At 64.4% G+C, this 25877-nt stretch carries 26 protein-coding genes; 9 read left to right on the top strand and 17 right to left on the bottom strand.

The features are described from left to right. Nucleotides 1-43 precede the first annotated feature (43 nt). Nucleotides 44-508 carry a DUF8821 family protein gene (locus AC3WJU_RS17450; protein WP_332603296.1) on the bottom strand — a complete coding sequence of 155 codons (465 nt, stop codon included), beginning with the start codon at nucleotides 506-508 and terminating at the stop codon, nucleotides 44-46. Between the two features lie 137 nt (nucleotides 509-645). Here AC3WJU_RS17450 and AC3WJU_RS17445 point away from each other — a divergent pair, with 137 nt between their 5' ends. After that, the gene (locus AC3WJU_RS17445; protein ID WP_332603295.1) at nucleotides 646-2226 is read left to right on the top strand and encodes an NCS1 family nucleobase:cation symporter-1; all 1581 of its coding nucleotides are present in this window, start codon (nucleotides 646-648) and stop codon (nucleotides 2224-2226) included. A gap of 3 nt (nucleotides 2227-2229) precedes the next feature. Here AC3WJU_RS17445 and pabB read toward each other — a convergent pair whose 3' ends face one another. The 5 genes from pabB to uriH all read right to left on the bottom strand — a co-directional run bounded on the left by pabB (nucleotide 2230) and on the right by uriH (nucleotide 8377). Continuing rightward, nucleotides 2230-4326, bottom strand: a complete 2097-nt coding sequence (gene pabB, locus AC3WJU_RS17440) for an aminodeoxychorismate synthase component I (protein WP_492260458.1) — start codon at nucleotides 4324-4326, stop codon at nucleotides 2230-2232. Continuing rightward, complete coding sequence (locus AC3WJU_RS17435) at nucleotides 4323-4883, bottom strand: low molecular weight protein-tyrosine-phosphatase (RefSeq protein ID WP_059389864.1); 561 nt, start codon at nucleotides 4881-4883, stop codon at nucleotides 4323-4325. Before AC3WJU_RS17435 ends, pabB begins: the two co-directional genes overlap by 4 nt. A 93-nt stretch (nucleotides 4884-4976) precedes the next feature. Further along, nucleotides 4977-5921, bottom strand: a complete 945-nt coding sequence (locus tag AC3WJU_RS17430) for a ribokinase (protein WP_284991260.1) — start codon at nucleotides 5919-5921, stop codon at nucleotides 4977-4979. Beyond that, a complete protein-coding gene (gene uriT / locus AC3WJU_RS17425) occupies nucleotides 5918-7345 on the bottom strand; it encodes a uridine transporter UriT (RefSeq protein ID WP_492260457.1) in 1428 nt (475 codons plus the stop codon). Before uriT ends, AC3WJU_RS17430 begins: the two co-directional genes overlap by 4 nt. After that, nucleotides 7346-8377, bottom strand: coding sequence for a uridine-preferring nucleoside hydrolase UriH (gene uriH / locus AC3WJU_RS17420; RefSeq protein WP_492260456.1), 1032 nt, complete (start codon nucleotides 8375-8377; stop codon nucleotides 7346-7348). Nucleotides 8378-8600: 223 nt separating this feature from the next. Here uriH and AC3WJU_RS17415 point away from each other — a divergent pair, with 223 nt between their 5' ends. Continuing rightward, nucleotides 8601-9611, top strand: coding sequence for a LacI family DNA-binding transcriptional regulator (locus AC3WJU_RS17415; protein ID WP_307054940.1), 1011 nt, complete (start codon nucleotides 8601-8603; stop codon nucleotides 9609-9611). Between the two features lie 164 nt (nucleotides 9612-9775). Next, nucleotides 9776-10063, top strand: a complete 288-nt coding sequence (locus AC3WJU_RS17410) for a hypothetical protein (protein ID WP_492260455.1) — start codon at nucleotides 9776-9778, stop codon at nucleotides 10061-10063. A gap of 242 nt (nucleotides 10064-10305) precedes the next feature. On the opposite strand, the gene AC3WJU_RS17405 is transcribed toward AC3WJU_RS17410, so the two are convergent. From AC3WJU_RS17405 to AC3WJU_RS17360, 10 genes are all read right to left on the bottom strand, one after another. Next, nucleotides 10306-10929, bottom strand: coding sequence for a LysE family transporter (locus tag AC3WJU_RS17405; RefSeq protein ID WP_492260454.1), 624 nt, complete (start codon nucleotides 10927-10929; stop codon nucleotides 10306-10308). A 65-nt stretch (nucleotides 10930-10994) separates the two neighbouring features. Continuing rightward, nucleotides 10995-11393: a type II toxin-antitoxin system VapC family toxin gene (locus AC3WJU_RS17400; protein ID WP_059389868.1), complete on the bottom strand. Its 399-nt coding sequence runs from the start codon at nucleotides 11391-11393 to the stop codon at nucleotides 10995-10997. Further along, nucleotides 11354-11605 carry a type II toxin-antitoxin system Phd/YefM family antitoxin gene (locus AC3WJU_RS17395; RefSeq protein WP_059389870.1) on the bottom strand — a complete coding sequence of 84 codons (252 nt, stop codon included), beginning with the start codon at nucleotides 11603-11605 and terminating at the stop codon, nucleotides 11354-11356. Before AC3WJU_RS17395 ends, AC3WJU_RS17400 begins: the two co-directional genes overlap by 40 nt. Nucleotides 11606-11687: 82 nt before the next feature. Next, complete coding sequence (locus tag AC3WJU_RS17390) at nucleotides 11688-12149, bottom strand: hypothetical protein (RefSeq protein WP_059389869.1); 462 nt, start codon at nucleotides 12147-12149, stop codon at nucleotides 11688-11690. A 48-nt stretch (nucleotides 12150-12197) separates the two neighbouring features. Then, the gene (locus tag AC3WJU_RS17385; protein ID WP_492260453.1) at nucleotides 12198-13451 is read right to left on the bottom strand and encodes an RNA polymerase sigma factor; all 1254 of its coding nucleotides are present in this window, start codon (nucleotides 13449-13451) and stop codon (nucleotides 12198-12200) included. Nucleotides 13452-13454: 3 nt separating this feature from the next. After that, nucleotides 13455-13814 carry a YciI family protein gene (locus AC3WJU_RS17380; protein WP_492260452.1) on the bottom strand — a complete coding sequence of 120 codons (360 nt, stop codon included), beginning with the start codon at nucleotides 13812-13814 and terminating at the stop codon, nucleotides 13455-13457. A 123-nt stretch (nucleotides 13815-13937) separates the two neighbouring features. Further along, the gene (locus tag AC3WJU_RS17375; protein WP_306963105.1) at nucleotides 13938-14753 is read right to left on the bottom strand and encodes a methyltransferase domain-containing protein; all 816 of its coding nucleotides are present in this window, start codon (nucleotides 14751-14753) and stop codon (nucleotides 13938-13940) included. A 51-nt stretch (nucleotides 14754-14804) separates the two neighbouring features. Then, entirely contained in the window at nucleotides 14805-16031 is a 1227-nt protein-coding gene (locus tag AC3WJU_RS17370; protein WP_441432948.1) for a pyridoxal phosphate-dependent aminotransferase, read from the bottom strand. 25 nt (nucleotides 16032-16056) lie between these two features. Further along, nucleotides 16057-16710, bottom strand: a complete 654-nt coding sequence (locus tag AC3WJU_RS17365; RefSeq protein ID WP_307054919.1) for a hypothetical protein — start codon at nucleotides 16708-16710, stop codon at nucleotides 16057-16059. Nucleotides 16711-16824: 114 nt separating this feature from the next. After that, nucleotides 16825-17304: a MarR family winged helix-turn-helix transcriptional regulator gene (locus AC3WJU_RS17360; protein WP_306963099.1), complete on the bottom strand. Its 480-nt coding sequence runs from the start codon at nucleotides 17302-17304 to the stop codon at nucleotides 16825-16827. A gap of 105 nt (nucleotides 17305-17409) precedes the next feature. Here AC3WJU_RS17360 and AC3WJU_RS17355 point away from each other — a divergent pair, with 105 nt between their 5' ends. Beyond that, nucleotides 17410-19635: an MMPL family transporter gene (locus tag AC3WJU_RS17355; RefSeq protein WP_492260464.1), complete on the top strand. Its 2226-nt coding sequence runs from the start codon at nucleotides 17410-17412 to the stop codon at nucleotides 19633-19635. Here AC3WJU_RS17355 and AC3WJU_RS17350 read toward each other — a convergent pair. Then, the gene (locus tag AC3WJU_RS17350; protein ID WP_492260463.1) at nucleotides 19611-20546 is read right to left on the bottom strand and encodes an NAD-dependent epimerase/dehydratase family protein; all 936 of its coding nucleotides are present in this window, start codon (nucleotides 20544-20546) and stop codon (nucleotides 19611-19613) included. The genes AC3WJU_RS17355 and AC3WJU_RS17350 overlap by 25 nt on opposite strands. A gap of 155 nt (nucleotides 20547-20701) precedes the next feature. On the opposite strand from AC3WJU_RS17350, the gene AC3WJU_RS17345 reads away from it, so the two are divergent. The 5 genes from AC3WJU_RS17345 to AC3WJU_RS17325 all read left to right on the top strand — a co-directional run bounded on the left by AC3WJU_RS17345 (nucleotide 20702) and on the right by AC3WJU_RS17325 (nucleotide 25794). Further along, nucleotides 20702-21427: a TetR/AcrR family transcriptional regulator gene (locus AC3WJU_RS17345; protein WP_492260451.1), complete on the top strand. Its 726-nt coding sequence runs from the start codon at nucleotides 20702-20704 to the stop codon at nucleotides 21425-21427. 21 nt (nucleotides 21428-21448) lie between these two features. Next, a complete protein-coding gene (locus tag AC3WJU_RS17340) occupies nucleotides 21449-22240 on the top strand; it encodes an oxygenase MpaB family protein (protein WP_492260450.1) in 792 nt (263 codons plus the stop codon). A 6-nt stretch (nucleotides 22241-22246) separates the two neighbouring features. Continuing rightward, nucleotides 22247-23128 (top strand): DUF817 domain-containing protein, encoded by an 882-nt coding sequence (locus tag AC3WJU_RS17335; RefSeq protein ID WP_492260449.1) that lies wholly within the window; start codon nucleotides 22247-22249, stop codon nucleotides 23126-23128. 141 nt (nucleotides 23129-23269) lie between these two features. Further along, nucleotides 23270-25132 carry a molecular chaperone DnaK gene (gene dnaK / locus AC3WJU_RS17330; RefSeq protein ID WP_306963091.1) on the top strand — a complete coding sequence of 621 codons (1863 nt, stop codon included), beginning with the start codon at nucleotides 23270-23272 and terminating at the stop codon, nucleotides 25130-25132. A gap of 2 nt (nucleotides 25133-25134) precedes the next feature. Next, nucleotides 25135-25794, top strand: coding sequence for a nucleotide exchange factor GrpE (locus AC3WJU_RS17325; protein ID WP_306963090.1), 660 nt, complete (start codon nucleotides 25135-25137; stop codon nucleotides 25792-25794). Nucleotides 25795-25877 lie beyond the last annotated feature (83 nt).

Here is a 25877-nt window from a genome sequence, read left to right as displayed (position 1 = left end):
GGCCTTCCCGGTGGTAGCGCCGGCTTCGCGCACATGTGGTGGTTCAGTACTCGCCCTTGATCACGAAGTAGGAGCCGCGGATGACGCCTGCCAGCTTCGACTTCTGGCGAGCGAATTTGAAGCGTGACGCCAGTTCTTCCGGAATCTCCATGCCGTCCGAGAGCTTGAATCCGACAGCCCGCTTCCCGTCGGCCTCGATGCTGTACATAACGTTGACCGACAACCCGGACTCGTAGAAGACGTAGGCCATCCGCAAACCGTCGACGTCGAAGGCGGTTGCTTCCAGCGGGCGGGAGCTGATGACGATGTCACGCTCCTCCTTCAGGATGCGGCTCACGCGCTCGACGACTTCCGGAACCTCGCCGGCAGGGCTCACTGTGAAGACGTGGCCGTACTTGTTCCGGTAGTAGCGGCCCTCGTTGGCGCGCAACCCGGCAAGCGCCTCGGCAACGGGAGACGATTCCAGTCCGACGGTAGAGACATTCTCGAAGTCAACGATGTACGGCATGCACCCTCCTGGTAAGACGTAGTGGGACCAATGCTAACGTGACGGCGTGCGGGCACTACCAAGGGGGCTTTCCTTCGCGCCGCAATGGGGCGATTCTGGAATTCCAAGCATGTTTGGAAGCGTTCTTCGGAGGCGTCATGGCGCGGAAAAACGAGTCCCCGGCTGTGCAGGCACCGCCCGAGCCGGGAGACGAATACCCTGAGAAAGTCCGGATCCTCGCCGAAGGCCGATTGGTCAGCGACAGGCTGTGGAACGCGGACCTCGCACCCGCCCGGCAACGCAACTGGAGGGTCCGCAGCCTCTTCGCCCTGTGGATGTGCGACGTCCACAGCATCGCCGGTTACACTTTCGCGGCCGGCCTCTTCATCACGGGACTGGTGGGCTGGCAAGTCTTCCTGGCCCTGGTCCTCGGCATTACGCTGGTCTACTTCCTCATGAACTTCGCCGGGACGGCCGGGCAGAAAACGGGCGTACCGTATCCGGTCTTGGCTCGGATGTCCTTCGGCCTGTTCGGCGCCAACCTGGCTGCCCTGATCCGGGCACTCATCGCCATCGCCTGGTACGGCATCCAGACCTGGCTCGCTTCGGAAGCCGTGCTGGTACTGCTGTTTTCCGTGTGGCCCCAGTTGACGTCGCTCGACGGTCCGGACGTGCCCCGCCTCCTTGGCCTGACGCCGCTTGGTTGGGCGGCTTTCCTGGTCCTCTGGGCGGTCCAGCTGCTGGTCATCCGGCGCGGCATGGAGACGGTCCGGAAGTTCCAGGATTGGGCGGGCCCTGCAATCTGGGTGGCCATGTTCGCGCTCGCAATCTACATCCTGACGCAAGCGGGCAACAAGTTCAGCCTCTCGATCCCCGGCGTCGCGCCCTTGGACGGCCCGGCAGCCCTGACCCAGTTCTTCTCTGCCATCGCCCTCACAGTCACCTACTTTGCCGCGCTTCTCCTGAACTTTTGCGATTTCTCCCGGTTCGCACCAGACCGGAAGACCATCCTGCGCGGCAACTTCTGGGGCCTGCCCGTGAACTTCATCGCGTTCGCCCTGGTCACAGTGGTGGTCACAGCCGGTGCGGCGTCCTACTTCTCCGCAGACCAGTACCGCGGGCAGGACATGTTCAAGGTCATCACCGATCCCGTGGCGATCGTCCAGGCGATCAAGAATCCGTGGATCACCATCATCGCCGCCGTGACGTTCGTGGTGGCCACGATCGGCATCAATGTGGTGGCCAACTTCGTTTCGGCCTCCTACGACCTCGCCAACGTGGCCCCGCACAGGATCGACTTCCGCCGCGGCGGCCTCATCAGCGCGGTGTTGGCAATCGTGATCCTGCCCTGGAACCTCTTCAGCAGTCCCGTAGTGATCGTGTACTTCCTGGGCGGCCTGGGCGCGCTTCTCGGTCCGCTGTTCGGGGTCATCTTCACGGACTTCTTCCGCATCCGGCACCAGCGGTGCAAGGTCTCGGACCTGTACCACGAGGACGAGAAAGGCCTCTACTTCTACACCAAGGGCTGGAACCTCAAGGCCATTGCGGCGCTGGTCCCTGCCGCCGTCGTCGCAGGTGTTTTGGCCCTGGTCCCGGCCCTGCAGACATTCCTGCCGGGAGGCTCGGGCCTGGGCCCGTATTCATGGTTCGTGGGGGCCATCCTGGCCAGCCTGATTTACTACACGATCACCCGCAACGATCCCCGGACGGTCCGCGCCCGAACGGAGGAACACGACTGACGCTCAGATAGTGGGAAACTCCGCGCCCAGGGCGGAGAGCACGCCGAACGCCTTGGTCCGGATTTCCTCGTATTCGTCCTGGGGTGTCGAGTCCGCTGTGATGGCGCCCCCGACGCCGAGACTGAGCGTGCGTCCGCCGTTGCCGTCGGGACCCATCACCAGGGTCCGGATCACGACGGCGAGATCGGTCGCCGCATTGAGCGAAAAGTACCCGATCGCGCCGGAGTAGACCCCGCGCGGTCCGGACTCCAAGCCGTCAAGGATGTCCATGGTGCTGATCTTCGGGGCGCCCGTCATGGAGCCGGCAGGGAACGCGGCCGCCACGGCCTCGGCCCGCGGTGCTCCAGGCCGCAGCCGGGCGTCGATGGTGCTCACCATCTGGTGTACCGTCGCGTAGCTTTCCACCGCGCACAACCGGCTGACGGTCACCGACCCCGGCACGGCGAAGTGGCTGAGGTCGTTGCGGAGCAAGTCCACGATCATGATGTTCTCGGCACGGTCCTTGAGCGAGGATTCAAGGCCACGGCGCAGCGCCTCGTCGATGACCGGATCGTTGGCCCGCGCCCTGGTGCCCTTGATGGGCTCGGCCCGCATGCCGCCGTCGGAAGTTATCCGCAGGAAGCGTTCCGGCGAAGTACTCGCGACCGTCAGATCACCGAACCGCAAGTAACTAGCGAACGGCGCCGGGTTGCGCTTGCGCAGCGCGAGGTAGCTCTCCCACGGGTCCAGCCCGGGATCCGGGGCGGTCACCGTGGTGGTCAGGCAGACTTCGTACGTGTTGCCCTCGGCAATCTGGTGCTGGGCCTCGGTGATTTTGCTTTTGTACTCGTCCTCGGTGTCGCGGCTGGAGAACTCAAGCGCCATGGCGGAACTCCCGACGGCGGGATCCCCGGCCGAGTGCCTCGGCGCACTTTCGGGTGCCGACGCCGCGGACAGCACGGACTCACGGGCAAGCCCGAGCCAATCACCGGCGTCGGGAGCGTCGATGGCGAGCAGCCAGACCGCAGCCTCACGGTGGTCGATCACCACGGCCCGTCCGGCGAAAAGCAACGCCGCATCGGGAGTGCCGGCTTGGACATCGCTGCCACCGGTCTCCCGCTTCAGTTCGTAGCCGAGGTACCCCAGCCAACCGAGCGTGAATTCGCAGTCATAGCCTTCCGGTGCCCGCAAAGCCTTGCGGCCCCACACGGTGTCCAGCCAGCGGAAGAAGGGACCTGTGGTCACCGCGGTGGCGCATCCGGCGCTGAGGCGGGTGGTTCCGGAGCTGTGGATCACAGACTGACCGAAGGAGCCGCCGTCGTCCGCGAGGATACTGAAGCGGCTCCGCTCCGCCGCGGCGTTGGGGGACCCGGCGTTGGAGGAACCGGCGTCGTCGACTGTGCCCCTGTTGGAGGCCGCATTGGAGGAATCGAGCCAGACGGCGTTGGCGGACCGGGCGTAGAGCGCTTGGAACAGGGCTGCGGCGTCCGGCGTGGCATCGATCCGTTCGGCCTTGAGCTGCAATCCGCGGCGTGCCGAGAGCTCGGGAGCCAGCACGGGGGAGAGCGCAGGGAGGTAGTTCAGCGCCTGCAGGGCATCGTCCGGGGCATTGCCGTCTGCCCGATTCAGTACCCTGACGTCAATGTGGTCGAGGACCTGGTCGGTCTCCAGCCATTCGTCCTCCTGCGCTGCCCAGCTGTCCCAGAACGGTTCGTAGCTGCTGCCGTCCCGGGCCATGGCACGGTGCCGGCGGTCGTCGTCGGGAGCGTCCACCCAGACCACGGCGTCCAGCATGGGCCGGGCGGCACTCGCGGCTGCTCCGACGCCCTCGACGATGACGATTTCGGCAGGCAGGGTGACGTGGCTGCGGCCGTCGTAATGTTTCTCCCAGTCCCAACTGACCCACTCGGCGGCGTCGCCGCGCCGCAACGGTGCCAAGACCGTGGTGACGTACCGCTCGATACCCGCGGCGAGGCCGTTCCAGCCCGGATAGATATCTTCGAGATGGAACAACGACACCTTGTGATGCATGCGGAGGCGGGCGGCTAGTTCGACGGCGAGAGTGGTCTTTCCCGCGCCGGACCGGCCATCGATGGCGATGATCACGGGTGCTGGGGTCATGAAATAGAGCGTACCTGCTGCGGGTCGTGGTGCTGTCCGTGCTGCCTGGCGGCGAGGGCGTCCCGGGTGTGCGCGACGATCCCGGGGACGGCCGCGCGGATGAGGTCCCAGGTCACGTCGAAATCGTGGTGGCCCCCATACCAAGGATCCTCGATGCCCAGGTCCAGGGTGCTCCGGCCGGCAACGGCTGGGTCGAAACTGCGCAGCATCCGGATCTTGGCGAGGGTTTCCGAATCCGGCGCGGCCTCGTGCAGCCAGCCGTAGTGATCCACGTCGAGCGCCAAAATCAGGTCCCGCTCCCGGAACCACTCCTGGCGCCAACTCCTGGCAATGTGGCCTTCGGAGCGGATGCGGTGGGCCGAAAGGACGCGGGCTGCGCGTGGATCGATGGGATGTCCGGCCTCATAGGATGTAGTCCCCGCGGAGTCCACAACAACCGCTCCACCAAGCCCTCCGGCGTCGAACGCTTCAGTCAACATCAGTTGCGCCATGGGTGAGCGGCAGATGTTTCCCGTGCAGACGGTGATGATGCGGTATGGGCTCGACGCTGAGTACATGGAGCAAGCATGGGGGATGCCACCCCGTCTTGGCTAGTCAAAAGGAGGGTGAGATTACAGGATTTGTAAAGTCGCTGGTGGAGGCGTAATGAGTCACGAAATCCGCAAGTGCTCCAGGACTTCCTCGGCGCCGGGGTAGGCGGCCTGGGTGCCCTTCTTGGTAGTGGCGAGCGCTGCGGCAACCGATGCGAACGCCGCGGCTTCCGCCAAGGTGACACCTGCGGCGAGGCGGGCAGCCACGGCGCCGGTGAAGGCGTCCCCTGCACCGGTCGTATCCACGGCACTGACCTTGGTGGGTGCGATGCGGGAGATCTGTTCCCCGGACGCGGCGAGTGAATCCAACACCACGGAGCCATGCGAGCCAAGGGTAACGAGCACCCGCTCCAGCCCCCGCTCCGCGAACTGGCTCCGGACCGGCTCCCAGGCGCTTGCGTGTGCGCCGGGATGGGGCATCTCGGCGTCGCCCAGGAACATCGAGGCTTCGTGGGCGTTGACCAGCAGGACATCGCTCAAGGCGGCCAGGCTCTGCGGGATCTCGGCGAACGGCGAGAGGTTCAACAGGACTGTTGCGCCGGCGTCGTGCGCTGTTTTGGCGGCAGCCTCCACGGTCTCAAGGCTGACCTCCAGACAGAGGCAGAGCACCGCGGCGTCGTCGAAGGCGTCCGCCGGCACGTCCGCCGGGGCGAGCGTTCCGTTGGCGCCGGCCGAAATGATGATGTTGTTCTCACCGTTCGTGTCCACCGCGATGACCGCGACGCCGGTGGCCACATCCGCGGAACGGCGGACGCGGGAAACGTCCACGCCGGCCCCTTCCGTGGAGGTGAGCAGCATGTCGCCGTTGGAGTCGTTTCCAACAGCGCCGATCAGGGTCACCGTGCCGCCCAGCTTGCTCGCCGCGACGGCCTGGTTGGCGCTCTTACCGCCGGGATTGACCGCGAAGCCGTTGCCGTGGACGGTTTCGCCCGGGAGCGGGAGCCGCTCGCAATAGATGGTCAGGTCCGCGTTCAAGGACCCGACGACCACGATCCTGCGGTTCACTTTTCAACCTCGGCTTCGAGCGGCTTGGGGATGAGCAGCGACGCCGCGAAGGCGGCAACCGTGATGGCCAGGCCGACGACAACGACCGTCAAGTACGAGGCCTTGGCGTCGCCGAGCGCCGAGGTGGCCACAAGGACGGCCGGCAACACGAGGAAGCTCAGGCCGGCGCCGAGGTTGAAGGCTCCGGCGTTCATGCCGGGCAGGAAGCCGGGGTTGCCGGCGGGGGAGAGGACAACTCCGAGTCCGTTGAGCATGATGTTGACCGTACCGGCGTACATGATGCCGAGCAAGGCCGTTCCCGCGATCATGAGGGGCAGGCTGCTGAGTCCGAGGAACGCGATGACTGCAAGGGCCACGATGCTTCCCAGCATTCCGATGCGCAGGACTTTGGTGTAGCCGAGCACGGGAGCGAGCCGGCCGCTGATCGGTCCGAACACCCAGCCGAGGAGGGCGTACGGCGTGAGGATCATGAGCGACATCTCGGTGGGGCCGACCCCGAATCCCGGGGCCGCAGCCTGGACGTAGGCAGGGACGATGCCGTTGATGACTGCGAAGATACCGGTCATGGCGAGCGTTGTGGTCAGCAGTGGTGCCCAGGTGGAACGCTGGCGAAGGTGGATCGTTTCCACCATGGGCTTCTTGGAGCGCTTCTCGACTGTCCAGAAGGCGGCGAACGCGGCTGCGGCGACCACGATCAGCCCGATGGCCAGCATGAGCGTTCCGGAAGAGAAAGCGCCGACCAGCTTGGATCCCTCGTTCAGGGCTGTCAGGAGTGCGCCCACAGCGATGACAATGAAGAACACGCCAAGCCAGTCCATTCCGGTACCGGCGGCGGGCTTGCTTTCCCCTGCAAGGATGGCGATCAACGCCGTGGCCACGATGGCAAGGCCAACCATGAGCCAGAAGATGCTCCGGAATCCGAAGTGCTCGGCGAAGTAGCCGCCCACGAAGGAGTCGACGCCGGCGACGCCGCCATTGACCGCTGTGATGAGGCCCATGAGGGCTCCGTACTTGCGCGGGTTGTTGACCGCGGAGCGCAGCATGATGAGGCACAGCGGCACGGTGGGACCGCTGACGCCCTGGATGATGCGGCCCACGAAGAGCCAGGTAACGTCGGGCGCCATGGCCGCGATGACCGAGCCGACGGCCATGAGCAGCATCATGCCGAGGAGGATCTTCTTACGGCCGACGATGTCGCTCAGGCGCGGCAGGAAGAGCGAGAACAGGGCCGCGGCCGTGAAGAACCAGGTTTGGGAGAGGCCGATGACCGCCTGGTCCGTGTGGAGCTCGTTGCCCATGGTGACCAGGGCCGGACTGAGCATCGATGCGTTGAGCTGGAACGCCACGCAGGCCGCCAGCAGGGCAACCATGAGGGCGGTGACGTTGCCGCGGTTGGTCTTGGTTTCGTTGATGAGGGTGGTCATTTACTTGGCCTCTCCTGCGATGCCGGCGGCGGCGGGCGTGGCGGCGGTGGTGGCGGCAGCGCCGGTTGCGGGATCGCCGATGCGGACGATCGCGTCGGTGACGAGGTTCCAGAACTTCTCGTGGTCGAGGTCGACCGCGACGGAGGTGTTGCAGTCGGCCGGTGCGGGGGCGCGGAAATCGGCCACGGTCATGCCAAGGGTGAGCTTGCCCTGCAGTTCGATGTCAACGGGTACCTTGCGGGTGGTCATCACGGTGGGGTCGATGACGTAGGCCACGGCGCAGGGATCGTGCACCGGGGGATAGTCAAAGCCCTGGGCGTCCTTGTAGGTCTTGGTGAAGAACTCCATCAGTTCCATGACGAACTTGGCGGGCTTGGTGCCCACAGCGGCGATTTTCTCGACCACTTCCGGGGTGGCCAGGGCCTGGTGCGTGAGGTCCAAACCGACCATCACTACGGGCCATTTTTCGTTGAAGACGATGTGCGCGGCCTCGGGGTCGATGATGATGTTGAATTCCGCCACGGCGCTCCAGTTGCCTACGTGGTAGCCGCCGCCCATGAGGACGACTTCCTTGACGCGTTCAACGATGCGCGGCTCCTTGCGGGCGGCCATGGCGATGTTGGTGAGTCCCGCCGTGGGGACCAGGGTCACGGTGCCCGGCTCGTGCGCCATGATCGTCTCGATGATGAGGTCGACGGCGTGGCGCGGGTCCAGCTCGATGGTGGACTCGGGCTGTTCCGGGCCGTCCATGCCGGTTTCGCCGTGGATGTCCGGTGCGGTTTCGATGGAGCGGACCAGCGGACGGTCGCAGCCGGCGGCAAAGGGAACGCCCGTGATGCCTGCGATGGTGCCCACGGACAGGGCGTTGCGGGTGACCTTCTCGAGGGTCTGGTTGCCGACCACCGTGGTGACGGCGAGCAGTTGGATGTCCGGGTTGCCATGGGCCAGCAGCAGGGCAACGGCGTCGTCATGCCCGGGATCGCAATCCAGGATGATCTTCTTGCGTTCACGGGTCATGGTGTTGGGATCCATGTTCATCTCCACGTCATTGGGGCCTGCCGAGGCAGGGCGCTAAAGCATTCAGAGGAATTCTGGCACTGGCTTGCCGGTCACGTCAAACGCTTAACGCTGATTGCGTCAAGCGCTTGATGCCTTGCGGCGTGGGAAGGTGCCGATTCCCGGCTACGATCGTTGTATGGAATCCGCGGAACCAGTGCATCGGGCCTTAGGCCGTACGCAGCGCGTCACCGCGGCGATGGTGGCCTCCCTGGCAGGGGTCTCGACTGCCACCGTCTCCCTGGTTGCCAACGGCAAAACGCAGGGCAGGGTCTCCGAGGACAACATTTCGCGGGTCCGCCAGGCCATCGCCGAGCTAGGCTACGTGGTGGATGGCATCGGCAGTTCCTTGGCCAAGGGCGTGAGCTCGATTGTGATCCTTGTGGCGCCGGACATTTCAAACCCCTTTTTCGCCAAGGTCATTGCCGGCGTCCGGGAATCGCTCGGCTCCGAGTACCAGCTGCTGCTTTCCGTCACCGACGCCGGTGAGTTCCCCCGTGCGGAGGACGTCCGCAAGCTCCTGGCCCTTCGCCCTGCCGGGCTGCTGGTGGATGCGCCCAACGCGGCCTTCCTGGAAGACCTTTCCGTCGCCGGGCCGCTGGTCCTTCTCGATGCGCCTGGCCTTGAGGCCTACGCTCCATCCGTGAACCTCGATGTTGCCCACGGCGCCCGTGAATTGGCCGCGCATCTTGCGGCCTCCGGGCACAAGCGAGTTGCCTACGTGGACAGCGTGACCGGCACCGCGACGTTCGAAGTGCGCCGGGCGGCGTTCTTGGATGAGGCACATTCCTGCGGCATTTCCGTTGCCGGCGCGCACATCATCAGCACCACCATCGACGTCGGCGCTGCCGCGGCTGCCTTCGCTGCCGCCTGGCCGGACTGGCAGCGAGCCGGGGTCACCGCCGTCGTCTGCGGAACGGACACCCACGCGTACGGCGTGCTTCAGGAAGCCCGCGTGGCCGGGGTCCGGATTCCGGAGGAACTGGCGGTTGCCGGCTTCGACGACCTGCCGTATTCGGCCACGAGCAACCCGAGCCTGACCAGTGTGCACTTGCCGGCCACTCCACTGGGACTCAAGGCCGGCGAACAACTTCGGGGGCTGATGGAAGGCCGCGAGTTGGAGCAGCCGCAACTGACCCTCGAGAGCTCGCTGGTGGTGCGCGGCTCCACGAGGGCGTCAGCCCTGGGCGTCTTCGGCACGGCTCTCTGAAGAGACTTGGCAGGGGGATTCGTTCGGAAAGCCCGACGGCGGAGCTCCCCTTGTGCATCCGCGTGCGCCCTTTCGTCGAGGTCAATGAGCGGTGCGCCGCATCCCACCTCACAGCGGCGGAACTCCTTGACCTGCCGCGACGTCGCCAGAAGGAGCCAGCGCAAATGTTCCATGTGATCCGCCCCGAGGGTGCTGCCCACCTCAACCGGCCGCACGTCATCGGGGACAGCTGTGTGCGGATACCGCGGGTTGAATTCGAAGGGCGGGACACGCCGCTGCGCACTCTTGGGGATCTTCAGCGAGTGATCGATCGCCATAAGGGAAAGAGAGGGCTGCGCAAAGCAAAATTAGCCATCCAACTGATCCGGATAGGCTCGGATTCGCCGCAGGAGTCATTGCTCCGCCTGGCGATCACAAGTGGTGCGGGACATCAGCCGTTCGGAACGGTATGAGGCGCTGGGTTGGACGGAGGTCCGGATCTCAAAGCGCCACATGGTGAACGATGCGAAAGCTGCGATAGCCAAGGTCCGAGGCGCGCTGGTCCAGGCCGGCTGGCGGCCTGCCCGATCTTAAAATCGATTGCTCCGCAACTGTCGTGCTGAAGGTTCAATACGACAGTTTGGGCCCACGCCGGCGAGGGCCCCGGCCTGAGCTTGCGAAGGCTGGGAGCCGGCGGGGAGCAATCGATTAGTTTCTAGTGGATGGCGGCGAGCAGCACACCCACGGACATGAAAAGCACTCCAAACGTGCGGTTGAGGACTTTTTGGCCGTGCTCGTTGTGCGTGAACCGTTGAAATGAACGGGCCGCCAAGGCGAAGAAGAACCACATGACGCAGATGTCGATGAAAACGATCGTGGTGCTGAGGATCAGATACTGCGGAATCAGCGGCTGCTCGGGACGGATGAATTGCGGCATGAAGGCCAGGAAGAAAACGATCGCCTTGGGGTTGAGCAAGTTGACCCAAACGCCTCGCTGGAACATGGACCAGGCCGGCTCGTTCCGCCGGGCCTCGACTTTTTCCTTGTCCAGGTCCGGCCGGTGCAGGAATTGTCGGATGCCCATGTACACGAGATATGCCGCCCCCGTGTAGCGGATCACGTTGAAGACCACCGGTGAGCTGGAGACCAGAACACCTACCCCGAGCGCAACGATCAGGATGTGCATGATTAGTGCCGTCTGTTGGCCCAGCACTCCCCAGATGGAGCGGCGGAATCCGGAGTTGAGCGAATTGCTCATGGTGGAGATGGCGCCCGCGCCGGGAGTGAAACTGATCAGGGTGCCGGCGCCTACCAGGGCCAGCCAAAGCGAAATTTGCACCAATCCAGCTTATGCCCGCAGGGCGCGCTACACGGACGAGCTGATGAGCCTACACGGACGAGCGGTCACCAGAGCGTCTCCACCAACGGGAAGCTATGGAATTCCTGATCGGCCGTGATAACCACCATCGATTCCACGATGGCTTGCGCAGCGATCAGCCTGTCGAACGGGTCCCGATGCTCCCAATCGAGGTGCGCGGCCGCTAGCGCATGGACACTCCGAATGGACAGCTCCTCGTTGCACAGCTCGGCGACATGCCGCGCATAACCTAGAAGCAGTCCGTCCAAGCCGGGGAGCTTACCCAGCTTGTGCTTGTAGCCGATCTCGTAAGCGCTGGCGGATGATGCCACGAGGCGGTTGTCGAATGACTGGATTGCGCGTCTCGCCTTGGATGAGAGCTTCCTGGGTTCCGTCAGGGCCCAAATCAGGGCATGCGTATCGAGGAGATAAGGGGTGCTTCCCACAGCGTAAGTTCCTCCTCATCCATGGGCTCTAGGAAATTGTCGGGAAGTTGTCCCTTGACGAATCCAAGGCGGCGCTTGGTGGGCCGCTCAATCTTCACGAGCCGTGCGACGGGCTTGCCGGCCTTGGCGATAACCACTTCCTCGCCCCGTTCAACCATGTTGAGGAGCTCAGAAAGGCGGGTCTTTGCCTCCTGAACGTTGTACTGTGCCATATTGACCAAGTTTAGTTGGTCAACCCATCCGACGTAAGGCTCAGTGGCACGGTGGATGCTTCTGGGCCACAGCCGACGGCGCTCAGGCACACTTGCCAAACCTCGAATGCACCCAGTGAAGCATCGTTTCCGGGAGATCGTCGCCAAGTACATATTGGTCGAAGTAGGAGTGCGGGCCGTTGGACATGTACCCGTTTTCGTCGAGCCCAAAATGGCCGATCATGTGAAGCCCTTGCCGTGCCGCTGCCTCTGACAAGTGCTTCGCCTCCGCGAGGATTGGCTGTTCATTGAAGTAGTCGTCCTCGGCCCAAATTCCGGCGTGCGCGATCGCAAAATACGTCGAGCCCTCGATATCCAGGTCTTCCAGGATGGCGTCCCGGAATGGATTCAAGCTGCCTTCAAAGGACTCCGTGACAACCCGGATGCTTTCCAGCTGCATCTCGGCGTCGAGGCCAATCACGACGAGTCTTGGGTAGAGTTTTTCATCTTGGACTATGAGCGGACGGGCAAGAATCTGGAGGTCAAAGCCTGCTTGAATGATCATGTGTTGAGGCTATTCGCGGCCGCGGCCCACAAACAGAGACCACTTTGCCTATGTGGACAACTGCCCCAGTTTGGCCGCCTTCACCAGGAGATACTGCCGCTCCTGCAGGCTCTCCGTCTTCTTCGCCGCGGCAAGAAAGCACTCCCGGGCGCCCGCAAGCTCGCCGGCCATTTCGAGCAAGTGCCCGCGAACGGCGTCGAGCCTGTGCCAGTCTCCCAGCCCGGCCCCAAGCCCATCCAACAGTTGAAGGGCCGCCCGCGGCCCTTCAACCATGGCCACGGCAACTGCCCGGTTGAGCGCCACAACCGGACTCGGGGCCATGGCTTCGAGGACCGTGTACAACGCCAGGATCTGTGGCCAGTCGGTCTGGTCCGCGGAGCATGCCTCGGCATGGACTGCGGCGATGGCGGCCTGCAGCTGGTAGGGGCCCGGACGGCCGACCCCGAGCACTGTTGACAAGAGTTCAAGGCCCTCGGCGATCTGGGTCGTGTCCCACAGCCGGCGATCCTGTTCCGCGAGCGGCACCAACATCCCGTCCGGGAGGGACCTCGCCCGTCGTCGTGCGTCGGTGAGCAGCATGAGGGCCAGCAACCCGCCCACTTCGAGCTCGCTCGGAAGCAGCCCCCGAAGGAGCCGGGCAAGGCGGATGGCCTCGGCAGTGAGGTCTTCGCGCTGCATGGACGGGCCTGAACTGGCCGCGTAGCCCTCGTTGAAGATCAGGTATAGGACATGGAGTACGACGCCGAGCCGCGCCTGTCGCTCGCCCGTTTCCGGGAGCTCGAAATGGGCTCCGGCCTTCTTGATGCTCTGCTTGGCCCGGCTGATCCTCTGGCCCATAGTGGCCTCCGGGACGAAGAACGCGCTGGCGATTTCCGCCGTCGTGAGCCCTCCGACTGCCCGCAAGGTCAGTGCCAGTTGCGAGGGTGCCGAGAGGGCGGGGTGGCAGCACAGGAACAGGAGGGTGAGGGCGTCTTCCGCAAACCCTTCCGAGTCACTGCTCGAGGAGGGGTCCTCGCCAGGCGGCGGTTCCAGGGCCGCCGCGCGTTGTTCTCGAGCCTGCCGGGCACTTTCGCTGCGCCAGTAGTCAACCAAACGCCGCGTGGCGACCGTGAGCAGCCACGATCTCGGGTTGTCCGGGACACCGGAGGCCGGCCATTGCAATGCTGCCTCGAGCAGGGCTTCCTGGACGGCATCCTCGCACTCGGCAAATTGGCCGTGCCTGCGGACGAGCACGCCAAGGACCTGCGGCGCCAGCGTGCGCAACAGGTCCTCGAACGTGGATTCCCGGGAAGGTTCGGCCAAGCGCTAGACCTCCGGCGGCGCGTCCTGGACGCGGCGCAACTCCACAACCGGCGCGTACTTCACGATGCTGGAGCAGATTTCCACGGCCCGTTCCTCGCTGGCGACATCCACTACCCAGTAGCCGATGAGGGATTCCTTGGCCTCGGCGAAGGGCCCATCGGTGGTGATGATCCCGGCGTCCGTCTGCTTGACCAGCTTGGCGGTGCCGGGGTCGGCCAGTCCGGCGTTGAATACCATCTCGCCGGAATCGGTGAGATCTTTGTCGATCTGGATCATGAACCCGATCATTTCCCTGATCCATTCGGGATCCGCGGTCTCCATCATGCCCTCGGCCGAACCAAACATCATGATCATGTATTTCATCTCGAACTCCTTATCAGGGCGCTCCGTGTGGGCGCTTTCGTTCATGGGTCGGAACTACCGGACGGTTTTCGACATGGTTGATGGAAATTCCCGGAAAATGTTTGGCGGGCTGTCCGCGGGCCGTTACGCCCGTGCGATCACTTCCCCGTTCGGGATCAGGAAAAATCCATCATCCGTGGAGCCCCAACGGTGCCATCCCGCGGCGATCCGGGCCAGGTCAGCCTCGTTGGCCAGCCCGTATTCCAGGGCCTGCTCTGCAAAGGCGGAGTGCAGGACGCGCTCGCTCCACACCCGCGACTGCCAACGGCGCTGCTGCGCCGTGGCGTACAGCCAGTTGCTGCTGGAGGGCGCGACGTCGGTGAAGCCCGCCTGCTGCGCCCACGACACAAGCCGCCGCCCGGCGTCGGGCTCCGCTCCGTTCCGTCGGGCGATCTTCTGGTAGAGCTCCATCCAGTCGTCGAGCTCGCGGACCTCCGGGTACCAGCTCATGCCGTGGAAGTCGGCGTCGCGCACCGCAACGATCGCGCCGGGCTTGGCCACACGCCGCATCTCGCGCAGCGCGGCCACGGGGTCGGTCAGGTGCTGCAGGACTTGGTGGGCGTGGACGAGGTCGAAGGTCTCGTCCTCGAAGTCCAGATCGTAGATGTTGCCCGTCACGAACTCCACGTTTTCCACGCCACGCTCGTCCGCAAGCGTGGCAGCCTGCGCCACGATCTCGGCGGAACGGTCGAGCCCGACGACCTTCGCCGGAGCCACCAGTTCCGCGAAGTCGCAGGTGATGCTCCCAGGCCCGCATCCGACGTCGAGCACTGATGTCCCGGCGGTGAGATGCGGGATGACAAACGCGGCAGAGTTCTCGGCTGTGCGGGAGGCATGGGCGCGTACGACGGACTCGTGATGGCCGTGTGTGTAGACGTCTTCAGGCTTCTGCTCGTTCATAGGGAAACGCTACCCCGATGGAGTGGAAAGCGGGCGGAACTCGGCGTGGCCTTACTCCTGGGGTCGGTTCCGATACGCCGCCAGGAACGTGGCGATCCTGCGCACGGCCTCCTCGATCTCCCGGACAGAGGGCAGGATCACGAAGCGGAAGTGGTCCGGGGTTGGCCAGTTGAAAGCCGAGCCGTGGGAGACAAGGATTTTCTGGTCCTGCAGCAAGTCGAGGACGAACTTCTCGTCGCTCTCGATCGGATAGACGTCAGGGTCCAGCCGCGGGAATAAGTACATTGCTCCGGCCGCCGGAACGCAAGTCACTCCGGGGATCGCAGTCAGGAGCTTCAAAGCCAGATCCCGTTGTTCGCGGAGCCGGCCACCTGGCCTGATGAGCTCCTCGATGCTCTGGTAACCGCCCAGGCAGGTCTGGATGGCGTGCTGCGCCGGGACGTTGGAGCACAACCGGAGGGACGCCAGAAGCTCGAGCGCCTCACGATATTCGGCGGTTGCCGCATGCGGGCCGGTCACCGCGACCCAACCGGCCCGGTAGCCGGGCATGCGGTAAGCCTTGGAAAGGCCGCTGAAGGTCAGGACGCAGATGTCGTCCGCCACGGATGCCATGTGGATGTGCTGCGCGTCCTCGTAGCGGATCTTCTCGTAGATCTCGTCCGAGAAGAGGACAAGATCGTGCTTGCGTGCAAGCGCCGTGAACTGTTCCAGGATGTGGCGGGGGTATACCGCGCCTGTCGGGTTGTTCGGGTTGATGATGACGATTGCCTTGGTGCGCTTGGTGATCTTGGCCTCGACGTCGGACATGTCCGGCCACCAGTTCTGGCCCTCGTCGCAGAGATAGTGCACCGGTGTGCCGCCCGTGAGGGTCACGGTTGCCGTCCACAGCGGATAGTCCGGCGCGGGGATGAGGACCTCGTCGCCGTTTTCCAGGAAGGCCTGCAGCGTCATGGAGATCAGTTCGCTGACGCCGTTGCCGATGAAGATGTCCTCGACGCCGATATTCATCAGGTTCTTGGTCTGGTAGTACTGCGAAATCGCAGTCCGCGCCGTGAAGATGCCCTTGGAGTCGCTGTACCCCTGGGCTCCGCGGAGATGGTGGATCATGTCCACCACCACGGACTCCGGAGCTTCCAGTCCAAACGGCGCGGTGTCCCCAAGATTCATCTTGAGGATTCGGTGCCCTTCGGCCTCCATGGTCTTGGCCGCTTGGAGGATGGGCCCACGGAGTTCATAACGGACGTTTTGTAGTTTGCTGGAGTGCTGCATCGGACGCATGGTTGATCATTTCACGTCCGGGCACTCACTCCCATCGGATGATGACCGGCAGGCTGCTCGTGTTGGCTGAGACTTCGCGTTCAGTGCCGCGGACCGCCACGACAAAGTGCTGGAGATCGTCCGCCGAGGCCAGGACTTCGAAATGGCCGGTGGGATCGCTCACGACGGCGGCTGCGGAGGAATGCGGGCGGATATAAGCCTCAGGGATGCCCTTGTTGTGGATGTCGACCAACCTGCCGTGTATGAGCCGGGCCACCGTGGTGGCGGCAAGCCGGGGTTCAGCGGCCGGCTGCTCGGATGGCTCGTCGAGGCTTATGCCAATGGGGACGCGGACCAGGAAGCCGAGGCCTTGGCGGATGCCGGCGTCGTATTCGTCGGGCTGGAACTCGCCGCTGGAGACCACTGAGTATTGGGTGTTTTGTTCGATGGCAACGAGGAGCTTCTCCATGTTGTCCAGTTGCATGGGACCATGGCATTCCACGGCCACTTTGAGCTCAAGGTCCAGCAGCGGCCCCTCACGCCTGGAACGGCCCACCCTGTTCATGGCGACGGCGTGCACCGTCACGGGGGCATCGGGGGATTGGCCTATGGGTGGTTCGGAACCGTCATCGAAGCGCACGCGCACGGGCGAGACGGCGTCGGAAAGTATCCCGAGGAGCTCGGTCAGGGATGATCGCACAACACCCACGGTGACACTCCAGTCCACAAAGTGGTCCAGCTAGCCGTTGTGCTCTACGTTACTCCCGCACCGGTCCACGAGTCACCGGGGTTCAGGCATAACTCCATTCGATGGCTAGCTGTTTGGCGTGACATCGTTCCGGGCAGTCATGGTGGCTTCGATGACGCCTTGCATGAAAGCCATCACTATGTGGAGTTCGTCCGGCGAAAGCGCGTCGATGACCGGGGCGATGGCGCTCGCCAGGGGAGAAAACAATTCGCTGCCGGTGGCACGCGCGGAATCGGTCATCTCCAGATGTACCTGACGGCGGTCCTTCTCGCTGCGGCGTCGTGCCAAGTGGCCTGCCCGGTCGAGCCTGTCCACAAGGGCTGTTGTAGCCGGCGAACTCAGGTTGAGTGCCGCCCTGAGCGCTCCGGGAGTCATTGTCTTGCCCTCCCGTGCGGCAGCCACCATGGCTGCCAAGGCATTCAGGTCCGTCCGATGGAGGTGGTGGCGGTTGCTGACGGCCTCCACATACCGCTCCGTCTCGAGCGTGAACTGCTGGAGTAGCCCAAGGAGTACGGCTGCGGACCGGACGTGCTGATTGTCATCCATGAGGCCTCCTTCAGCCTCAAATTATCCCACCGAGATGTCATTGACCAATTATCTCCATAATAGATATATTTTGTCATGGAAGTAATTACGGAGGGTGCGGGCATGATGGACAAACGGATTGGAACCGGGCGACGCAGCAGTTCGCGGTGGTGGTTGGCGGGGGCAGTGCTATCGCTGGTGGCGTGGATGGCGATCGGCGGAATCGGCGGCCCGACCTTTGGGAAGCTCAGCGAGGTATCCAGCAACGACCAAGCATCCTTCCTGCCAGCGAGCGCCGAATCCACCGAAGCCCGCGAATGGCAAAGCAAGTTCACTTCCAGCGGCAGCGTTCCCGCAGTGGTGCTGATCGAGTCTCCTGAGAAACTTTCACCCGCTCAACTGGCCGGATTGGCGCCCCTCGGCACCCAACTGTCCGCCGCCGTCGGGGTCAGCCATTCGACGTCGACGGTCGGGCCGATTCCGTCCACGGACGGCAAAGCTGCGCAGTTCATCGTCCCGGTGGAAGAAGGAAACGGGGTCAAGGGGAGCATCCAAGCGCTTCGCGAGAAGGCTGCGGGGTATGCAGTGGGGGCAGGGCTTCCCGCTGGAACAACCACCTACGTGACGGGACCGGCGGGCTTCCTTGCCGACTTGGTCAACGCCTTTGGCGGGATCGACGGGATATTGCTCTTCGCTGCGCTGGGGGCCGTTTTGGTCATCCTGCTGGCCGTCTACCGATCCGTGGTGCTGCCCTTTGCGGTGTTGCTTACCGCTGTCTTCGCGCTTTGCGGCTCCATCCTGGTGGTCTTTGCCTTGGCGAAGGCGGGCGCGATCCAATTGACGGGACAAAGCCAGGGGATCCTGTCCATCCTGGTAGTCGGCTCAGCCACCGACTATGCCCTCCTCTTTGTGGCCCGTTACCGTGAGGCCCTGGGTCAGGCGTCGAACAAATGGTCGGCTGTGGGACGCGCATACAAGGGGAGTTTCGGCGCCATCCTGGCATCCGGGACAACGGTCGCCTTGGCGTTGCTTTGCCTGCTCTTCTCGGAACTGAATTCAAACCGCGGATTGGGGCCCATCGGCGCAATCGGAATCGTCTTTTCAATGGCGGCCAGCCTGACGCTGCTTCCTGCGGCCCTCGGCTTGCTCGGCAAGTCCGCATTTTGGCCGCGTGCGCCGAGGACGGACCCGGCCGCGGGCGCCGGACCGAGCGCCGGAGTCGCCGGGGTCGCAGGCTCGGCAAACTCCGACATTCCACGGGTCTGGAGGCTTCTGGCTGGAATCATCGCCAAGCGGCCCAGGGCCGTTTGGCTGGGCGCAGCCGCCGTTTTGGTGGTCTGCGCGCTAGGCCTGCTCCAGCTCCAAGCCAGCGGAGTTCCGCAGTCGGCACTCATCCTGAGCAAATCCGAGGCAGTGGACGGCCAATCGGCACTGGGCCGGCACTATCCCGCCGGTGCAGGAAGCCCGGTGGTGGTTGTGGCCGACGAAAAGGCGGCAGTCGCGGTACTTGCGGAAGTCAAGGCCCAGGAAGGCATCTCGGATGCATCGGTGGTTTCGGCCCAACCGGATTCCGGCGTCCGCCCGCTCGCGAAAGCTGCGACGGACCCAGCCCCCTTGGTGCGGGACGGCCGGGTGTTGATCAATGCCACCTTGTCTTCGGAAGCCGACTCGGCGAAGGCCGAACAGACCATCGCCACGCTCCGGCAGAAGCTCCATGAAAAGGCCCCAGGAACCCTGGTGGGAGGAACCACAGCCACAGCCGCGGACACCAACGCGAGCGCGCAATCTGATTTGTGGCGCATCATCCCGATCGTTTTGGCCGTCATCCTGTTGGTGCTCATGGCACTGCTGCGCTCCGTCCTGGCGCCGCTATTGCTGATCGGGACTGTGGTGCTGTCCTATGCGGCCGCGTTGGGCGTCTCGGCTTGGGTGTTCAACCACGTGTTTGGATCCCCTGGAGCGGATGCCTCGGTTCCGCTCTTCGGTTTTGTCTTCCTCGTGGCCCTCGGCGTTGACTACAACATCTTCCTCATGACCCGCGTCCGGGAAGAGTCGACGCTCAACGGAACCCGGGCCGGTATCTTGAAGGGGCTCGGCGCCACCGGCGGGGTGATTACCTCGGCCGGCGTCGTTCTTGCCGCAACCTTTGCCGCGCTTGGGGTTATTCCGATCCTCTTCCTTGCGCAGATCTCCTTTATCGTGGCGTTCGGGGTGCTGCTCGACACCACGATCGTGCGCTCGCTGTTGGTGCCTGCCCTGGCTTACGACATTGGCGGGCGGATTTGGTGGCCGGGCCGCTTGGCCCGCGATCCGGCGTCGAAAGCGGGTCAGTGGGCAGCCACGGCTTTCTGATCCCGCCACCAGGCCACGGTCGTCGCCATCGCGTCCGCAAGCGGCGTCGGTTCCAGACCGAGCTTGGCCTGGCTTGCTGTGGAGTCCATGACGAACGGCCGCTCGAACTGGTACAGCATTTCGGCCAGCTCCCGCATGTCGGTGGAAAACAGGCCCAGGGTCCGGAGCAGCCAGCCCGGAACCACACTCAGCTTCGCTTCGGGAACGCCAGCCGAGCGTGCGAAGTTTCCGGCGATTTCCCGCATCGTCATTGCCGGACCCGTGGGGGCGTGCAGTACCGAGTTCCAGAGTTCGGGCCGTTGAGCGGCGGCGATCATGGCTGCGGCAAGATCCGGGACGTACGTGAAAGAGTGCGGCTGCCCGGCGCTTCCGAGAACCTGGACCGTCTTGCCCTTGAGGACCAGGGGCACCATGCGCTCGCCGGCATGCGCCATGCGGGCCCGCGGCCCGAAGAAATCGCCCGCCACCACGCTGACGGTATTCGCCGGGTGGGCTTGGCGGGCCTTCAGCAGGGCAGAGCGGATCCCGCGCTTCCCGCCGGTCGCCTCGCGCGGGCTGCTTTCGGTGATGGTCTTGTCCGGCTCGCTGTAGGAGTAGAGGCTCTCAGGGAAGACGACGACGGCGCCCGCTGCCCCTGCGGCGTCCATCACCACTTGCTCTGCTCCAGGAAGCTCGGCCGCCCAGGCTTTGGCCCGGTAGGCAGAACCGTGGATGCAGTGGAAGACGGCCGTGGCGCCGTCGAAGGCTTGCGCCAACTTGCCCGGATCCGAGACGTCCACCCGGAGCTTTTCGACCAGCGGGTGGTCCGGGCCGCTGCCTGAGCGGGTCAGGACGCGCACCTGTTCTCCGCGGTCCGCGAGTTGCTCGGCAATGGTCCATCCGACGGGGCCTGCTCCTGTGACGACGTACATGGTGTTGCTCACTCTCCGGTTGGGGATCCATTTCTCGGGTGAAGCTCTATTAGAGAGCAGTGCTCTCTGAATTCAGGATGGACCCATTCGAATTGCCTGTCAAGAGCACTGCTCACATTTGTTGTCAGTGCTCTCCTTTGTGGCATGCTGGATGCATGGACCTCCCTTCCGCCGCAGCGGCCAAGCACTCGACGCCCCGCGAGCGGGCCCGGGCCCAGACCGGGGCGGACATCATCCGGCTGGGTCGCCGGCACCTTGCCTTGCACGGCGCTGCGGGATTGTCCCTGAGGGCGGTCGCACGCGATCTCGGCGTGGTGTCCTCTGCCGTGTACCGCTATGTGGAGAGCCGCGACGAACTCCTGACCCTCCTGCTGATTGACGCTTACGGTGAGTTGGGCGACGAAGTGGACACCGCCGTCGACGCCCTCCCGGAGGACGACTACCGCGGCAGGTTCCTGGCGCTCGGGCGGGCCGTTCGCCAGTGGGCACTGCGCGAGCCGGCACGGTATGCCCTCCTGTTCGGCAGTCCGGTTCCCGGATACCAAGCGCCCGCAGAGCGCACCACGGAACCCGGAACGCGGGTGATCTACCGGATGGTGGGGATCTTCGACGCCGCCTACCGCGCAGGCGCCTTGGCCGCCGAAGTGGCGCCCGCCGTCGTCGTTCCTCCCGCCCTTGCCGCGGACCTCGCGGCTATCCGGGCCGAACTGGGCGTGGCCGTTCCAGAACCTGCGTTGGCGAGGGGCGTGCTGGTGTGGACGTCGGTCTTTGGGGCGGTCAGCTTCGAGGTGTTCGGCCAATACGGCGCCGACACCTTTGCCGCGCGCGACGAGCTGTTTGAGCACCAGCTCGAGGTGCTGCGGGGGGTCGTGGGGCTGTAGTCGCGAAGGTACAGTAACTGCATGGCCCGTGGACTTGCTGACATCGGTGCGGAGGGCGTCTTGCTCGCCGGGGCAGGCCGCGCCATCCTGATGCAGATTGCCAATCCCGCGGTCGGTCACGGCGTCGCCGAGCACAGCAATTTCGCCGAACGGCCGCTGGACCGGCTGCGTGCCACCATGACGTACGTCTACGCCGTGGTCTATGGCACGGAAGAGCAACTGGCCGCCGTGCGCCGGGCCGTGAATCGTGCCCACGCTCCGGTTCGCCGGGCCGCGGACGATTCCACCGCGGGGTACAACGCCTTCGACGCGCAATCCCAGCTCTGGGTGGTTGCGACCCTCTACGACACCGCCGTCACCGTTTACGAAAAGGTCCATGGAGCCCTCGACGACGACACGGCCGATCGTATCTACCGCGAGTACGCGCGGATCGGGACAGCGTTGCAGCTGCCCGCCGAACTCTGGCCTGCCGACCGCCCGGCCTTCGCGCGCTATTGGGACGAATCCATACGGAACCTCGACCCGGATGCAGCCGCTTTGAGGGTGGCACACGAGCTCCTGCACCCCGTGAGCGGGCCGTTCTTGATGCGCTTGAGCATGCCGTTGGTCCGGCTGGTGACTGCGGGCTTGCTGCCGGAGCATCTTCGCGCGGGATTCGGACTTCCGTGGAAGGCCCGCCATCAACGCAGCTTCGATGGCGCCATCCGGCTCTTGGCGGCGGCTTATCCCAGGCTGCCGGAAAAAATCAGGCATTGGCCGAAAAACTACTATCTTGGCCGGCTCGGACCGGGCGAGCCGGGCCCTGGCAAATAGGCGCCCATGCGTGAGCTCACCGCGGTAGAGGAACTTATCGACGGGAGCGCGAGCCGCTTCCTGGGAAGTGCCCCGGCCCAAGGACTGCGATCCAGGCTCACTGAGTTCACGGTCTTCGGCCTCAAACAGGCGTGGGCGTGCGTCTTCGGCGCCTCGCTCCTTGCCGTCATTTTCGCAGCTCACCTCTGGTATCCGGCCAACGCCGGCCTCGCGCGGAACGATTTCCTGACGATCGCCGCCGTCGTGATCCAAATCCTCATGGTGGCCACGAGGCTGGAAACCTTGCGCGAGCTCAGGGTGATCGTGCTCTTCCACTTGGTGGGAACGGCCATGGAGCTGTTCAAGACCGACGTCGGCTCGTGGTCCTATGAAGCCGAAGGTGTCCTCCGGGTCGGCGCCGTTCCGCTCTTCAGTGGCTTCATGTACGCAGCGGTCGGCTCGTACATGGTGCGCGTTTACCGGGTTTTCGATCTGCGCTTCGCCCGGTATCCGCGGCGTTGGATCACTGCGGTCCTGGCTGCGGCCATCTATGTGAACTTCTTTTCGCACCACTTCATCGTTGATGGGCGCTGGGTCCTGCTGGCCGCCGTCGTCGTGATCTTTGGCCGGTGCGTCATGCACTTCCGGGTGTTCCGGCGTCGATTCCGGATGCCGCTGGTCGTCTCGTTCCTGCTGGTGGCGCTCTTTATCTGGATTGCCGAGAACATCGCCACCTGGTCGCACGCCTGGTTGTATCCGAGCCAACTGGACGGCTGGCACTTGGTGTCCCCGGACAAGCTTGTCTCGTGGTTCCTCCTGATGATCATCTCCGTGGTGCTGGTGGCGTGGGTGTACAAGCCGATGCCGCCTGACGCTGCACGCGTTCTCCCACGGCGAAATCGCGCGTGAATCCCCGAGTTTCCGCGGTCATTTGGCTTCCGGTGAGCAGGGTTGAGCGTACTCGACTCAACTTTGGATTGACATTGAATGAGGCCTGAGTACAGTTGAGTGCAGAACGCTCAACCCGGTTTCATTGAAAGGAAGCAACATATGTCACGCGCTGTAGGTATCGACCTCGGAACCACTAACTCCGTCGTCTCTGTTCTCGAAGGTGGCGAGCCCACCGTCATTGCCAACGCCGAGGGTGGCCGCACCACGCCGTCGGTCGTTGCATTCTCCAAGTCCGGCGAAGTCCTGGTTGGCGAAATCGCCAAGCGCCAGGCCGTCAACAACATCGACCGCACCATCGCTTCCGTGAAGCGCCACATGGGCACCGATTGGTCCGTCGCCATTGACGACAAGAAGTACACGCCGCAGGAAATCTCCGCGCGTATCCTCATGAAGCTGAAGAACGACGCCGAGAGCTACCTCGGCGAAAAGGTCACCGACGCTGTCATCACCGTCCCGGCCTACTTCAACGACGCCGAGCGCCAGGCCACCAAGGAAGCCGGCGAAATCGCCGGCATGAACGTCCTCCGCATTGTCAACGAGCCCACCGCCGCTGCACTTGCCTACGGCCTGGACAAGGGCAAGGAAGACGAACTCATCCTGGTCTTCGACCTCGGCGGCGGAACGTTCGACGTCTCCCTGCTGGAAGTCGGCAAGGACGAAGACGGCTTCTCCACCATCCAGGTCCGCGCCACGGCCGGTGACAACCGCCTCGGCGGCGACGACTGGGACCAGCGCGTTGTTGACTACCTGCTGAACCAGCTCAAGATCAAGGGCATCGACCTTTCCAAGGACAAGATCGCCCTCCAGCGTCTGCGCGAGGCTTCGGAGCAGGCCAAGAAGGAACTCTCTTCCTCCACCAGCACCAACGTGTCCCTCCAGTACCTGTCCGTCACCCCCGACGGCCCGGTCCACCTGGACGAGCAGCTGACCCGCGCCAAGTTCCAGGACCTCACCAAGGACCTGCTCGAGCGCACCAAGAAGCCGTTCCACGACGTCATCGCCGAGACCGGCATCAAGCTCTCCGAAATCGACCACATCGTGCTCGTGGGCGGTTCCACCCGTATGCCTGCCGTCTACGACCTCGTCAAGGAACTCGCCGGTGGCAAGGAGCCCAACAAGGGCGTCAACCCGGACGAAGTTGTTGCCGTTGGCGCAGCCCTCCAGGCCGGTGTGCTGAAGGGCGAGCGCAAGGACGTCCTCCTGATCGACGTCACCCCGCTCTCCCTCGGTATCGAAACCAAGGGCGGCGTCATGACGCACCTGATCGAGCGCAACACGGCCATCCCCACCAAGCGTTCCGAGACCTTCACCACCGCGGACGACAACCAGCCGTCCGTGGCCATCCAGGTCTTCCAGGGCGAGCGTGAATTCACCCGCGACAACAAGCCGCTGGGCACGTTCGAACTGACCGGCATCGCTCCGGCACCGCGCGGCGTCCCCCAGGTCGAGGTCACCTTCGACATCGACGCCAACGGCATCGTCCACGTCTCCGCCAAGGACAAGGGCACCGGCAAGGAGCAGTCGATGACCATCACCGGCGGCACCGCGCTCTCCAAGGAAGACATCGACCGCATGGTCCGTGAAGCCGAGGAACACGCAGCCGAGGACAAGGCCCGCCGCGAAGCTACCGACACCCGCAACACTGCCGAGCAGCTCGCCTACTCCGTAGACAAGCTCATCGCCGAAAACGACGAGAAGCTGCCGGAAGAGGTCAAGACCGAGGTCAAGGCCGACGTCGACGCCCTCAAGAAGGCCCTCGAAGGCACCGACGACGCAGCAGTGAAGACTGCTTTCGAGAAGCTGCAGCACTCGCAGTCGAAGCTGGGCGAAGCGATCTACTCGCAGGCCGGTTCCCCGGATGGCGCAAGCAGCGCCGCAGGTGCTGAAGGCGCCCACGCCGGCGCCAAGGCAGACGAGGACATCGTCGACGCCGAGATCATCGACGAAGACGAAAAGAAGTAAGCATGCCTCACCACGGCAACGACGCAGAGCACTCACCTTCCAACAACGAGGGCAACGAGCAGCACAAGCCGGTCATTCGGGACAACCGCAAGGTTGACCCGGAGACCGGGGCCGCCCGCCACACCCAAGGATCGGCAGCTGAATCCAACGCCGCTGCCGAGGGCGACGCCCTGTCCCAGGCTGAGGAAATCCTCAACGGCATGGAGGTTCCGGCTGAAGAGTCGGTAGCCCCCGGCGCCGCTGCGGAAGCAGAGGCCGCGGAACTCCGCAACGACCTCTTGCGCCTGCAGGCCGAGTACGTCAACTACCGCAAGCGCGTCGAACGCGACCGCGCCGTCGCAGGGGAAATGGCCGTCATCGGCGTCCTGAACGCCCTGCTGCCGGTGCTCGACGACGTCGACGCCGCCCGCCAGCACGGCGACCTCGTGGACGGCCCGTTCGCCGCGATCGCCGCCAAGCTGGAGAACGCGCTGAAGACGTACGGCCTGGAGCGCATCGCGGAAACCGGAGTCGAATTCGACCCCACGATCCACGAAGCACTCATCCAGCAGCCGGGCGAGGACATCGAAGTTGACACCGTCAGCCAAGTGCTGCGCTCCGGCTACCGCTCCGGCGGCCGAGTGCTGCGCGCGGCCCAAGTGATCGTGGCTGTGCCGGCTTAGACGGAGTTACCGCCTCACCGCGCCTTCGCGGATGAGGGGGCCCCGCCCCTTCGCGTGGCGGCTTGGTCCTTACGGACCCAAGC

The sequence above is a fragment of the Arthrobacter sp. FW306-1B-F12A genome (assembly GCF_058781865.1).
This window is presented reverse-complemented; position numbering and strand designations above follow the sequence as displayed.